Genomic DNA, 12,172 nt, shown 5'->3' on the forward strand with positions numbered 1-12,172 from the left:
TTAATAAGACTATGGCTGCTGAAAATAAGGTATTGTCGGAATATGAAGCACTAGCAGGTTTAGCTTTGCGCATGCGTGCAAAGGGAATTGACCTTTCTGAGCTATTATTGGCATTGGAACAGACGCCGCGACGTAATTTTATGGATTCCGCTTTTAGTGATATTGCCTATAGTAATAGCGTTATACCCATTGAATGCGGCGAATATATTGAACGTCTTGATGAGCAATTGATTTTGATTAATACTCTGCAGCTTGAAAAAAAACATCGTGTTTTAGAAGTAGGTACGGGATCAGGTTTTACAGCAGCTTTGATGGCGCGCCTTGCTGGGCGTGTTACTACAATTGAACGTTATAAAACTTTATGTGACGAAGCACGCATACGATTTCAAAATCTAATGCTTGATAACATTATTTTAAGGCAAACCGATGCCATGCGCGGCATTCCGGGTAATGGTCCATTCGACCGTATTATTATTTGGCCGGCAATGGTGAAGGAGCCTTTAGCTTTCATGGAAATGTTAGCAGGTAATGGTATTTTACTCGTTCCACTTGGAGTGGATGATGGAGTGCAAACCATCATGCGTTATTCTAAAACGGGTACCAGATTTGAGCGCTCAGATATGTTTAGAGTACGTTATCAACCCTTTATTGAGGGTGTCGCTGAAATTTTATGATTATTTTATGGCAAAATATAAGAAAAATTGCATTTTTTTGACATTTTTTTTCCAATCTTAACTCTCAAGTAAGATTAACCCTATTTAATGGCCTTGTCATTGATTATCGGGTACAGGCAAATCAGATGCATTTAAAAATAATTGATAAGGTTTCACGCCGCTATATTCAGGGGGCGGCACTCATAGTAATTACTGGTTTAGTTGCTGGTTGTAGTTCTGATACTATGCGGTTTACCGATGGTCTCTTTACAAATTCGACACCATCACAGCAAGCTGCAGTAAATCGTCCTATTCCGCAACAGCAAGCGCAGCCGCAACAATTGCCGCCGCCAGTGCAAAGCGGAACTATCCAAAGCAATGCTTTACCACCAGCGCAGCCACAATATCAAGCGTCGCAGCAGCCACAATATCAGGCTCCGCAACAGCCTCAATATCAGGCGCCGGCGCAGCAATACCCACAGCAGCCAACACACCAATTGGCGCCAGGGCAGGTTGCCGGTACTGGCGAGCCACCACGTAATCTTGGTACATTGCCGGCAAATGCTGTGCAAGGCGGTCACGCTTCATCAAGCGCTAATAATCGCAGCTATATCGTTCAAAGTGGTGATACTTTGACGCGTGTGGCTAATCGTAATGGTGTTAGCGTTAATGATATTAAAAATGCCAACGGGCTTTCAAGTGGTGCGATTCGTGTAGGTCAAAATTTAATTATTCCAGGTCGTGGTACAGGTAATCAAGGTACTGCTGTAGCGTCAGCTAATGCAGCTGTAACCCCAGTGAGTGTACCTCGTACGCAAGCTGGAAATCAACAAGTAGCTGCGGTGCGGCCAAATGCGCCTGCTGCGCAAGCCTCAACGTCTAATCAAAATACGGCTCAAGCTAGCAATCAAAGTAATGTGATTGACACGGTTGCTGTTCGTATGGATCAGCCAACCACTGCTCCTCAGCCAATTGCGCCAACACAACAACAAAATGCGACGAACGGTCAAGCCCAACAGCCACCGCAAGCCCAAAATGCTGTTGCTTCAAAAAATGATTCTATTGCTCAAGCTGAGCAAGTTGCGGCTGTTGCACCGCAAGCAACAGGTATTTCGCAAATGCGTTGGCCGGCACGTGGACGTATTTTGAGCAGCTTTGGCCAAAGGGAAGGTACTGTTACCAATGATGGTCTAGATATCTTGGTTCCTGAAGGTACATCAGTACGCGCAGCAGAAAATGGCGTTGTTATTTATGCTGGTGATGGCTTGAAGGAATTTGGTAATACTGTACTTATCCGCCACGAAAATAATATTGTGACGGTATATGGGCATAATAGCAAAATTCTTGTAAAGCGTAACCAGCAAGTACGTCGCGGCGATGAAATTGCAAAGTCAGGTATGTCTGGCAATGCAGCCACACCTAAGCTACATTTTGAAGTTCGTAAAAATTCCGTGCCCGTAAATCCTGCGAAGTTTTTAGAAAACTAATGCAATGCGAGTATGATATTGGTGCATCGAATTATGGTTGCAGATTACTTTGTTTACTACCCGATAATTATAAATAAAGTAGTTTAAAGCCTATATTTCGTATATTAGCTTTTTGTTTAAAACGGTCTGATAGATTATCAGGCCGTTTTTTTGTTTAAACTAGGGGATTTGCTTTCTATTTAAATTTTCTGTCATTTTACAAGGTCATTAAGACATGCTACTAGAGTGTAAGGCTTTTAAAAATGTTGGATTACGGCACCGCGCATGAAAAATAATGCTCTTTCTTTTCCCAATATATTGACTTATGCACGCATTATTGCTGTGCCGTTGGTGGTGTTGTGTTTTTTTCCTGAAGGAGAATTCAAATCATCAGATACCGCACATTGGGCGGCTTTCTTTATTTTTGTAGTCGCTAGCATTACTGATTTTTTTGATGGCTATCTTGCACGCATGTGGAAGCAAACATCTAATATAGGCCGTATGCTTGATCCTATTGCTGATAAATTATTGGTATCGACTTGTCTTTTGCTGCTTGCCGCAAATGGAACAATTGCAGGTTGGTCGCTTTGGGCTGCAATTATCATTCTTTGTCGTGAAATTTTGGTGTCGGGTTTACGGGAATATTTGGCTGAATTGAAAGTTGGAGTTCCGGTATCGCGCCTTGCTAAATGGAAAACAACAGTTCAAATGATAGCGCTGATGATTTTGCTTATAGGGCAGGCAGGCGAGCCCTACTTCATTTACACAACACAACTTGGTCTTGTCTTATTGTGGATTGCAGCCATATTAACGTTAATTACTGGATGGGATTATTTTAGAGCTGGACTTAAACACATTATTTGACAACTAATTTGAATTTAGCATTTAATTTAGAGTAATGTATTCTTAAAAATCGTTCATTGCCTATTTATATTAATTGCAGAAAACACTGTTAAGGAAAATTGTTATGAAACTCGTTTATTTTGCTTGGGTCAGAGAGAAAATTGGCACAGCAGAAGAAAAAATTGAATTGCCCGAAACGGTAACAAATGTCAGCGAGCTTTTTGAGTTTTTAAAAAACAGTGATGAAAAATATGCCTCTGCTTTCGCAAATGAAGCTATTATAAATGTTGCAATTGATCATGAGCAAGTATCGTATGATACAGCAATTATTGGGGCGCATGAAATAGCTTTTTTCCCTCCAATGACGGGTGGATGATTATGATTGATAGTAAAGCTGTTGATATTTATGTCAGCATTCAAGACAAAGATTTTGATGTTAATTCTGAGATTGAACGGCTGACCAGTAAGAATAAGAATATTGGGGCAGTTGTTAGTTTTCTTGGTCTTTGCCGAGATGAAGCTGGGACATTAAAAGCGTTGGAACTTGAACATTATCCTAATATGGCTGACAAGCAAATTGCAAATATGGCAAATAATGCTGCCCAACATTGGGAACTTGATGCTGTTACAGTCATTCATCGTTATGGATTGATTGGGGTGGGGGAAAATATTGTTCTGGTTATAACAACCTCTAAACATCGCACTGCTGCATTTCAAGCGGCAAATTTTATTATGGATTACTTAAAAACCGATGCCCCTTTTTGGAAGAAGGAGCATAAGAAAGATGGTAGTACTGGTAGTTGGGTTGAGGCAAAGCAGGATGATCGGTTAAAACGCGATCATTGGCAAAACGGTTGATTTCAATTTTATCGTAAAATAGTATATTAAAGCTATTTTTATCTTATGTGATATTATGTAAAAATCGTCTTTCCCTTTGCTTGGAAATGATTTAATGAAATCATGTTTTATAATGTTCTGTGATGTTCATTTAAAAATAGAGGCAACCAAGCACCAAGAAATAATGTATTAAACATTTTTCTAACAATATAGTAAGGTTTTTTATATATCCTTTTTGGATTATTTAAGACTAATTAATGATTAAGTATGCTTACATGTTATGTGTTTTAAATTTGTAAGAGCACATAAAATAAATATTTGTATTGGTGTTAAATTTTTAACATCATTTTACGCAATAATTGTTGCGTGATTCGAGCAGGAGTTCTTATGTCAGCTTTTGGAAATTTTTTTAAATCCGTGAATAAAGCAATTTGTGCTATCTCTATGACTGGATTGCTTGTTTCCCTGGGTATGGCACCTGTGATAGCTTTTGCACAGCCTGCTAGTCAACAAGACGTACCACAAAACCAAAACTTTGGCTCTTGGACAAAAGTATGTAGTCAACCATCTGGCACACCTAATATCCAATGCGAAATTACGCAAAGTGCTCGCGCTAAGGATCGTCCAGATATTTCTTTTCGCGTTTCGTTCATAAAAAGGCCAGCAAAGGATCAAGGTACTTTACTGCGTGTTATTGTTCCTATTCGCGTAGAGTTACAACTCGGTATTGGTATTATGATTGATGGCACAACCGATATGGGACATATGCCGTATCGCCGTTGTTTGGGTGATAGTTGTGTTGCTGAGGTATTGCTCAATAATACCGAACTTGCTTCATTCCTCAATGGTAAGAATGCAACCTTTTATGTCTTTACAACCCCGCAAGATGGTGTTGGTGGTATCATTAACCTTGATGGTGTAAAAGCGGGTTATAACGCATTACCTTAGAAGCGTTTTAGCAATTTTTTATGGCTGTTTAATTTAAATAGTACGGATAGAAGAGCGTTTTATACATTAAATTGTGTTAAAATGCTCTTTTGTGTTTTAGTTGGGCATGTAATTATTTTTAATATATAAACTTTGCTGCTTAGCAATTTTTATATAAGATGAAGTCTCTCCGTGCTTGCGTAGTGGTCCAGTATTTTTTACATTCTTGTCAAAAATTCTTTTGATTGTGTTTTATATCTTTTGCCTTGTTTCTTTTCTTGTATTAAAACAAAGCTAAGAGCACTTAACATTCGTTAATCCGGATTTATTTAATTCCATTAGATTGAAATGCAAATAATGGTATTTTTACCGTCTTATGCGGTTATAGGAAATAGTCATGTCCACTGAAATAATTATTGCTCCTTCTATTCTAGCATCTGACTTTTCAAAGCTTGGTCAAGAGGTAAAAGATGTTGTATCCGCTGGGGCGGATTGGATACATATTGATGTAATGGATGGACATTTTGTTCCAAATATTACTTTTGGACCTGATGTGGTGAAAGCCATTCGCCCTTTAACTGATGCTGTTTTTGACACTCATTTGATGATTGCTCCATGCGATCAATATATTGAGGCTTTTGCCAAGGCGGGTTGTGATATTATAACTATCCATGCTGAAGCAGGTCCACATTTGCATCGCTCACTGCAAACTATTCGCAGTTTGGGAAAAAAGGCCGGCGTAGCGCTTAATCCGGCTACACCTGAAAACGTTCTTGAATATATCCTTGATGATGTTGATCTTGTTTTGGTCATGAGCGTAAATCCCGGCTTTGGTGGTCAAAGTTTTATCCCATCAAGCTTGGACAAAATTTCTCGTGTAAAAGCACTAATTGGCAATCGTCCTATTGATATTGAAGTAGATGGTGGAGTGTGTCCACAAAATGCTGAAACTATTGCGCATGCAGGTGCCAATGCTCTCGTTGCAGGATCCGCTATCTATAAAGGTGGGGATGCCACAACCTATGGTCCGCGTATCAGTGATATTCGTAATGCTGCAAAAAGCGGAATTTCAAAGTGGCGTTCATAGACTGTGAGACGTCGGAATTTTCGATATTACGAACTATTTTAGTGTAAGTTAAAACTATTCCCCTTGTGAAACAGGAAAGAAAAAAATGATCCCTCGTTACTCCCGCCCCGATATGGTTGCTATCTGGTCTCCAGAAACGAAATATCGTATTTGGTTTGAAATTGAGGCTTACGCATGTAATGCTTTGGCTGAAATTGGTGTTATTCCAAAAGAATCTGCCAAAATTATTTGGGAAAAGGGATCGGCGGCTGTTTTTGATGTTGCTCGTATTGATGAAATTGAAGCAATCACCAAGCATGATGTGATTGCGTTTTTGACCCATCTTGCTGAGTTCGTTGGTCCTGATGCTCGCTTTATCCACCAAGGTATGACGTCATCGGATGTTCTTGATACGACTTTAAATGTTCAATTGATGCGTGCGAGCGACATTTTATTGGATGATTTAGATAAGCTTCTCGCTGCATTAAAGAAACGCGCTTTTGAACATAAGAATAGTGTCACTATTGGTCGTAGCCATGGTATCCATGCCGAACCCACAACATTTGGTGTGAAATTGGCGCAAGCCTATGCGGAATTTAGCCGTTGCAGAGATCGTCTTGCCGCAGCAAAAGAGGAAATTGCAACTTGCGCAATTTCTGGTGCAGTTGGCACTTTTGCGAATATTGATCCACGCGTTGAGGAATATGTTGCAAAAGCGCTTGGTATGCGCCCTGAGCCGGTTTCAACTCAGGTTATTCCACGTGATCGTCATGCAATGTTCTTTGCAACTCTTGGTGTTATTGCTTCATCTGTTGAGCGTCTATCAATTGAAATTCGCCATTTACAGCGTACCGAAGTGCTGGAAGTGGAAGAGTATTTTTCTCCTGGACAAAAGGGCTCTTCGGCAATGCCACACAAACGTAATCCAGTATTAACCGAAAATCTTACTGGTCTTGCGCGGATGGTACGTTCTTATGCTATGCCAGCTATGGAAAATGTTGCCCTATGGCATGAGCGTGATATTTCCCACTCATCGGTTGAGCGTTATATTGGTCCAGATGCAACCATTACTCTCGATTTTGGATTGGCTCGCCTTACGGGTGTTATTGAAAAGCTTCTGGTTTATCCAGAAAATATGATGAAGAATTTAAACAAATTCCGTGGCCTCGTTCATTCGCAGCGTGTTCTTCTAGCCTTAACCCAAGCAGGTGTTAGTCGTGAAGATTCCTATCGCCTTGTTCAACGTAATGCCATGCGCGTTTGGGAAGAGGGCAAAGATTTCTTGGAAGAACTGCTTCAGGATGAAGATGTTCGCAATGCATTGTCAGAAGAAGAAATTCGTGAAAAGTTTGATCTTGCTTATCATACTAAGCAAGTTGATACCATTTTTGATCGTGTTTTTGGTGAACATTAAGTCATTCTAGGTGACGATAAATATTTAAGTGAAGTGATTCTTATGGGCGTATCTAGCATTTTATAAAATGTTAGATACGCTTTTTGCATTCAAGGTGAAGGGCATAATTAAGGGGAATATTAAAATTCATTTGGTTCTTTGCATGTTTCTTCTGAAAATTAGTTAATCTGTTAATTTTATTGAATAAATTTATCATTAAAATGATTTTACATTATTTTTTATGAGCTCAATATTGTCTCTTGTATCACTATGGCGTTAGTCAGAAAAAAATCATTTCACATGGTTTTTCAATTTGAAAAAATATTTCATTATTAAATCGGGTGAATGTCAGGCTTTTGCCTTGATTTAGTGCTTAATTAACTCAGTTCTCTTATACTTGAGAAATTATGGCTTTATTTTTGTGATGAATATGCCGTTTGGGATCAAGTAAATGGAATAAAGGTTTTGCTATTATTTGTACAAGCTACCTTTATAGTTTTGTTTGGTTTTAAGTCATTTTTATTGGTTTGGGTTAAGAGCTATTTTGAATAATTTTAATAAGATATCTTGGTATCTTTTAGGTTTTTCTTAATGGAAAAATTATCTTAATAAATTGATAATAAGCCAAGCAGTTGTTAATTGTATAGGGACGAGCTGCATTATATGAAGCGTAGATTGATCACTTTTGTTTCTTTTGGTGTTGTTTTAACTGCATTTTTGCAGTTAAGTAAAGACCATCTATCTGATGGCTATACTCAAATGAGTGGTGTTAGCCATGCACATGCAGCTATTGCAGAAAAACAAATTTTTGGACAAGTTCATTATGAACAAGCCAGTAGCTTGCCTAGTCAAGCTAGCTTGCTTGTTCAACTCGTTGACCAAACTGTAGCAGGTTCGCAAAAAGTGGTGAGTGAAGCACGTTCCCCTGCAAGTAGTTCTGGAAAAACTGAATTTAAACTACCTGTTGACCTTAATGACTTAGATAATGCGCATAAATATAGTTTGAAGGCGCGTATTTCTGTGGGGGATTCACTTATTTATGTGAGTGAAACGCCTACAATGGTAGATCACAAGCAGGCTGGGTACATCATGCGCCTTGCCTCTATTGGCCAACCAATGCCTATTGTAAATAAGCAAAAGGGAATAGTTGGTTCTGAATGGATAGCCCGCGAAATCAATGGCATACAAATATCGCAGGGAACAAATGTAAGTTTGACAGTTAATAGTTCCGTCCAGGCACCAGCGTTAGGGCTAGATAATAGCGCAGCAGTTTCTAGTCGTTTTAGTGTGAATGGTTCGGGTGGCTGCAATCGCTTTTTTTCGGTAGCGCTTATAAATGAAAACAGTAATGCTTTAACCTTTGATCCGCTTGGAATGACATTCATAAGTTGCCCTGAAGTTGTTACTGATCAGGAAAATCGCTTTGTTAATATGATGTCCAAAGTAAGAAGCTATGAAGTAGACAAAGACAATACGCTTAATCTTAAAGACCAGCACAATCGCGTGATTGCTCGTTTTGTTACCAATAACTCTATTTAAAGCACTGTTTTGCATTTGAAGGTTATTTTATTTACATATATGCCTAAAACCTCATTGCGTGGTCTCACAATATTGTTTTTTAAAAGTTGGAACTTGCATCAAATATATTGATATAAAAAAAGCCTGATTTTTCAATCAGGCTTTTCATGTATTATTGCAGCTGAACGCTGTGATACTTATCCAACTACTTCAGTTTGTGAGAACCAATAAGCGATTTCTTCACTTGCAGTTTCAACAGCATCTGAACCGTGAACTGAATTTTCGCCAATTGACAAAGCATGTGCTTTGCGAATCGTACCTTCTTCTGCATTTGCAGGATTAGTGGCACCCATCAATTCGCGATATTTTGCAATTGCGTTTTCACCTTCAAGAACCTGCACAACTGTTGGTCCAGAAGACATAAATTCAGTCAATTCTTGAAAGAAAGGACGCTCTTTATGCACTGCATAAAAGCCTTCTGCTTCGCGCAAGCTCATCCATACGCGCTTAGAAGCAACAACTTTCAATCCAGCTTCTTCAATCATAGCTACGATAGCGCCAGTAATATTGCGGCGGGTTGCATCAGGTTTAATCATCGAAAATGTGCGTTCAATAGCCATTTTTTCGCCCTTTATAAGTTAAAATCAACATCATCTGTGGTATAGCGATCTTCGTTATGCTTGCCAAGAGAAGCTAGAAGACTTATATCACTTTCAACATTGTTTTTATACTGCAAAGCTTTAAAATGTGAAGCTAAGTGTGATTTAAACCCCTATCACAGATAAAATGTACCAGTTTAGCTTTTATGTGGAGGCTTATGGACATTTTCAGTTTTATAACCAGACGAATAGTAAAAGGCCGGCTTGAAATGTTGATTTTAGATGATGTTACCCTGCGAATGGCTGGCAAATTGTTGATTGATCATAGTAGCGCAATCTTACCTGAAGGATCTAAAACCGGCTTTGTTGGACATAATGGCACTGGAAAGTCAACTTTGTTTAAAGCAATTGTTGGCGAACTTAGTACTGAAACTGGGAAAATAGTATTGCCGAAAGGTGCTAAAATCGGTCAAGTTGCGCAAGAAGCACCAGCTACTGAACAATCGCTAATCGATATTGTATTAGAAGCGGATAAAGAGCGTAGTGCTTTGATGCAGGAAGCTGAAACTGCAACAGACCCAATGCGCATTGCTGAAATACATATCAGGCTTGCTGATATTGATGCCCATTCAGCAGAAGCGCGTGCTTCGACCATTTTATCCGGCCTTGGTTTTGATAATGAGGCGCAATTACGCCCAGCATCATCTTTTTCTGGTGGTTGGCGTATGCGTGTTGCGCTTGCGGCTGTTTTATTTGCCGAACCTGATATTTTGCTATTGGACGAACCTACCAATTACCTCGATCTTGAAGGGATAATGTGGCTTGTAGATTACATTAAGAAATATCCCCATACTGTTGTTATTATTAGCCATGATAGGGATCTTTTGAATAGTGCTGCCACATCCATCTTACATCTAGAAAACCAAAAACTCACCTTTTGGCGGGGTAATTATGACCAGTTTGAACGCCAGCGTGCTGAAACAATGGAACTTCAGCAAAAGCAAGCAGTAAAGCAAGAAGCGAAAAAAAGCCATATGGAAGCCTTTGTTGCGCGATTTCGTGCCAAGGCTACCAAGGCGAAGCAAGCGCAATCACGCTTAAAAGCTCTTGAAAAATTAAAGCCTATTACTGTTTGGAAAAGCGAAGGTGTGGAGCCATTTAGTTTTCCCGATGCTGAAAAAGTTGCTGCTTCTCCCATTATTGCGCTTTCAAATGTCAATGTAGGGTATGAACCACACAAACCGATATTAAAAAATCTTGATTTACGAATCGATAATGATGACCGTATTGCCCTTTTGGGTTCGAACGGCAACGGTAAATCAACTTTTGCTAAGCTTATTGCAGGTCGATTAAAGGGGGAGAGCGGAACCATTACGCTGTCGCCAAATTTAAAAGTTGCCTTTTTTGCACAACATCAATTAGATGATTTATATCCAGAAGAAAATGCTATTGAGCATGTGCGCCGGTTGATGCCACAAGAGCCAGAAGCTAAAATTCGCTCTCGTGTGGCGCGAATGGGGCTTTCAACTGCTAAAATGATGACCAAGGCAAAAGAATTATCAGGTGGTGAAAAAGCGCGACTTTTAATGGGTCTAGCAACTTTTGATGGTCCTAATCTTTTAATTCTCGATGAGCCGACTAACCATTTGGATATTGATAGTCGCGCTGAACTCGTTGAGGCATTAAACGAATTTAATGGTGCAGTTATTCTTATTGCCCATGATCGTCATTTGATTGATGCAACAATGGATCGCCTTTGGATTGTTCGTGATGGAGGCGTTGGTGTATATGAAGGGGATATGGACGCCTATAGGGCAGAGGTTTTAAACTCAAATAAATCTTCTAACTCTAAAAAAAAAGTAAGCGCAGAAACGGATAAGCCAAAAAACGATCAACGAAAAATTAATGCGGATAAGAGGCAGGCTCTTGCGCCGTTACGAAAAGAAATTCAAAAATTTGAAGCAGATATAGAAAAGTTACAACGAAAAATATCTAAATTAGACATCGAATTGGGTGAAGGTGATCTTTATCTTTCAGCGCCTGATCAAGCGACAAAAAAAACGATAGAGAGATCTAGCTATATTAATCAGTTAGAAGAAGCCGAAAATAAATGGTTATTACTGACTGAAGAATATGAAGCCGCTATTGCTGAGTGATGTGCAAGATCAAAAGTATATATTTAAACGGCGGTTAAATATCGTTTTTCAATATGCCATTGCAATCATTAGAAATGGTTATCGGGGCTGCACCAGATGAATGAGAAAGTTTACTGGTATAGGTATAAGAAAGCGTCGCTTATTTATTTGATTTCAATTTCAAGGAATTTACCTATTACTATCAAAGACTTCGTGTGCTGATTGGCTATCAAACACAGCAAGAAGTGGGTGAAGTTTTTGACGGTGAGATTGAGGTTGATGAGGATTATTTGGGTGGTGAACGCAAGAGTAATCGTGGACGTGGAGCAGGTGGCAAACTTCCTGTTTTTAGTTTTCTCAAGCTCGGCGGATGTGTGTATACGAAGATTATTCTTGATGTATCAAATGCCAGTTTATTGCCCATCATTAAATGCAAAGTTGTACCCGATAGTATTATCTATAGCAACTATTGGCAAGGATATAATTGCTTGGATATGTCAGAGTTTAAACATTATTGCATCAACCATTTAAAACTGTTTGTAGACAAAAGCAATCACATCAACGGCATTGAGAATTTTTGGAACCAAGCCAAACGACATATGCGTAAATTTAATGGTTTACTAAGAAAAAAATTTGGACTTTTTTCGAAGGAATATGAGTGGCGATTTAACAGCCTATTGCCGAAAGCGAAATTAAAACTGATTAAACAATGGGTTAAACAATTTATGGGTTGAT

11 protein-coding genes and 1 pseudogene are annotated in these 12,172 nt (G+C 39.1%); 11 read left to right on the plus strand and 1 reads right to left on the minus strand.

The features are described 5' to 3' along the window. Positions 1 to 11 precede the first annotated feature (11 nt). The 9 genes from N6B01_RS04970 (at position 12) to N6B01_RS05010 (ending at position 8,724) form a co-directional block, all read left to right on the plus strand. On the plus strand, positions 12 to 674 hold the full coding sequence (locus N6B01_RS04970; protein ID WP_182419196.1) for a protein-L-isoaspartate(D-aspartate) O-methyltransferase: 663 nt from the start codon (positions 12 to 14) through the stop codon (positions 672 to 674). Positions 675 to 799: 125 nt separating this feature from the next. Beyond that, positions 800 to 2,140, plus strand: a complete 1,341-nt coding sequence (locus N6B01_RS04975; protein ID WP_262080195.1) for a LysM peptidoglycan-binding domain-containing M23 family metallopeptidase — start codon at positions 800 to 802, stop codon at positions 2,138 to 2,140. 264 nt (positions 2,141 to 2,404) lie between these two features. Further along, positions 2,405 to 2,983 carry a CDP-diacylglycerol--glycerol-3-phosphate 3-phosphatidyltransferase gene (gene pgsA, locus N6B01_RS04980; RefSeq protein WP_262080196.1) on the plus strand — a complete coding sequence of 193 codons (579 nt, stop codon included), beginning with the start codon at positions 2,405 to 2,407 and terminating at the stop codon, positions 2,981 to 2,983. A gap of 103 nt (positions 2,984 to 3,086) precedes the next feature. Further along, entirely contained in the window at positions 3,087 to 3,338 is a 252-nt protein-coding gene (gene moaD / locus N6B01_RS04985) for a molybdopterin converting factor subunit 1 (RefSeq protein WP_262080197.1), read from the plus strand. Positions 3,339 to 3,340: 2 nt separating this feature from the next. Then, complete coding sequence (locus tag N6B01_RS04990) at positions 3,341 to 3,820, plus strand: molybdenum cofactor biosynthesis protein MoaE (protein ID WP_262080198.1); 480 nt, start codon at positions 3,341 to 3,343, stop codon at positions 3,818 to 3,820. Between the two features lie 366 nt (positions 3,821 to 4,186). Further along, a complete protein-coding gene (locus N6B01_RS04995; protein WP_182419201.1) occupies positions 4,187 to 4,747 on the plus strand; it encodes an invasion associated locus B family protein in 561 nt (186 codons plus the stop codon). Between the two features lie 376 nt (positions 4,748 to 5,123). Next, positions 5,124 to 5,813 carry a ribulose-phosphate 3-epimerase gene (gene rpe, locus N6B01_RS05000; protein WP_262080199.1) on the plus strand — a complete coding sequence of 230 codons (690 nt, stop codon included), beginning with the start codon at positions 5,124 to 5,126 and terminating at the stop codon, positions 5,811 to 5,813. Between the two features lie 85 nt (positions 5,814 to 5,898). Next, entirely contained in the window at positions 5,899 to 7,206 is a 1,308-nt protein-coding gene (gene purB / locus N6B01_RS05005) for an adenylosuccinate lyase (protein WP_262080200.1), read from the plus strand. A gap of 642 nt (positions 7,207 to 7,848) precedes the next feature. Next, on the plus strand, positions 7,849 to 8,724 hold the full coding sequence (locus N6B01_RS05010) for an META domain-containing protein (RefSeq protein WP_262080201.1): 876 nt from the start codon (positions 7,849 to 7,851) through the stop codon (positions 8,722 to 8,724). Positions 8,725 to 8,900: 176 nt separating this feature from the next. Here N6B01_RS05010 and ndk read toward each other — a convergent pair whose 3' ends face one another. After that, positions 8,901 to 9,323 (minus strand): nucleoside-diphosphate kinase, encoded by a 423-nt coding sequence (gene ndk, locus N6B01_RS05015; protein ID WP_182419205.1) that lies wholly within the window; start codon positions 9,321 to 9,323, stop codon positions 8,901 to 8,903. 248 nt (positions 9,324 to 9,571) lie between these two features. Here ndk and N6B01_RS05020 point away from each other — a divergent pair, with 248 nt between their 5' ends. Both N6B01_RS05020 and N6B01_RS05025 read left to right on the plus strand, forming a co-directional pair. Further along, positions 9,572 to 11,458, plus strand: a complete 1,887-nt coding sequence (locus N6B01_RS05020; RefSeq protein ID WP_262080202.1) for an ABC-F family ATP-binding cassette domain-containing protein — start codon at positions 9,572 to 9,574, stop codon at positions 11,456 to 11,458. A 143-nt stretch (positions 11,459 to 11,601) separates the two neighbouring features. Next, a pseudogene (locus N6B01_RS05025) lies at positions 11,602 to 12,171 on the plus strand (IS1595 family transposase); the annotation flags it as partial. Position 12,172 lies beyond the last annotated feature (1 nt).

This window comes from Bartonella sp. HY406, from assembly GCF_025449315.1.
GTDB lineage: Bacteria > Pseudomonadota > Alphaproteobacteria > Rhizobiales > Rhizobiaceae > HY038.

What these genes read in the sequence shown, in the direction of transcription:
- N6B01_RS04970 (WP_182419196.1), top strand. Translation starts at nt 12, where the DNA reads ATGGCTGCTGAAAATAAGGTATTGTCGGAATATGAAGCACTAGCAGGT.
- N6B01_RS04975 (WP_262080195.1), top strand. Translation starts at nt 800, where the DNA reads ATGCATTTAAAAATAATTGATAAGGTTTCACGCCGCTATATTCAGGGG.
- pgsA (WP_262080196.1), top strand. Translation starts at nt 2,405, where the DNA reads ATGAAAAATAATGCTCTTTCTTTTCCCAATATATTGACTTATGCACGC.
- moaD (WP_262080197.1), top strand. Translation starts at nt 3,087, where the DNA reads ATGAAACTCGTTTATTTTGCTTGGGTCAGAGAGAAAATTGGCACAGCA.
- N6B01_RS04990 (WP_262080198.1), top strand. Translation starts at nt 3,341, where the DNA reads ATGATTGATAGTAAAGCTGTTGATATTTATGTCAGCATTCAAGACAAA.
- N6B01_RS04995 (WP_182419201.1), top strand. Translation starts at nt 4,187, where the DNA reads ATGTCAGCTTTTGGAAATTTTTTTAAATCCGTGAATAAAGCAATTTGT.
- rpe (WP_262080199.1), top strand. Translation starts at nt 5,124, where the DNA reads ATGTCCACTGAAATAATTATTGCTCCTTCTATTCTAGCATCTGACTTT.
- purB (WP_262080200.1), top strand. Translation starts at nt 5,899, where the DNA reads ATGATCCCTCGTTACTCCCGCCCCGATATGGTTGCTATCTGGTCTCCA.
- N6B01_RS05010 (WP_262080201.1), top strand. Translation starts at nt 7,849, where the DNA reads ATGAAGCGTAGATTGATCACTTTTGTTTCTTTTGGTGTTGTTTTAACT.
- ndk (WP_182419205.1), bottom strand. Translation starts at nt 9,323, where the DNA reads ATGGCTATTGAACGCACATTTTCGATGATTAAACCTGATGCAACCCGC.
- N6B01_RS05020 (WP_262080202.1), top strand. Translation starts at nt 9,572, where the DNA reads ATGTTGATTTTAGATGATGTTACCCTGCGAATGGCTGGCAAATTGTTG.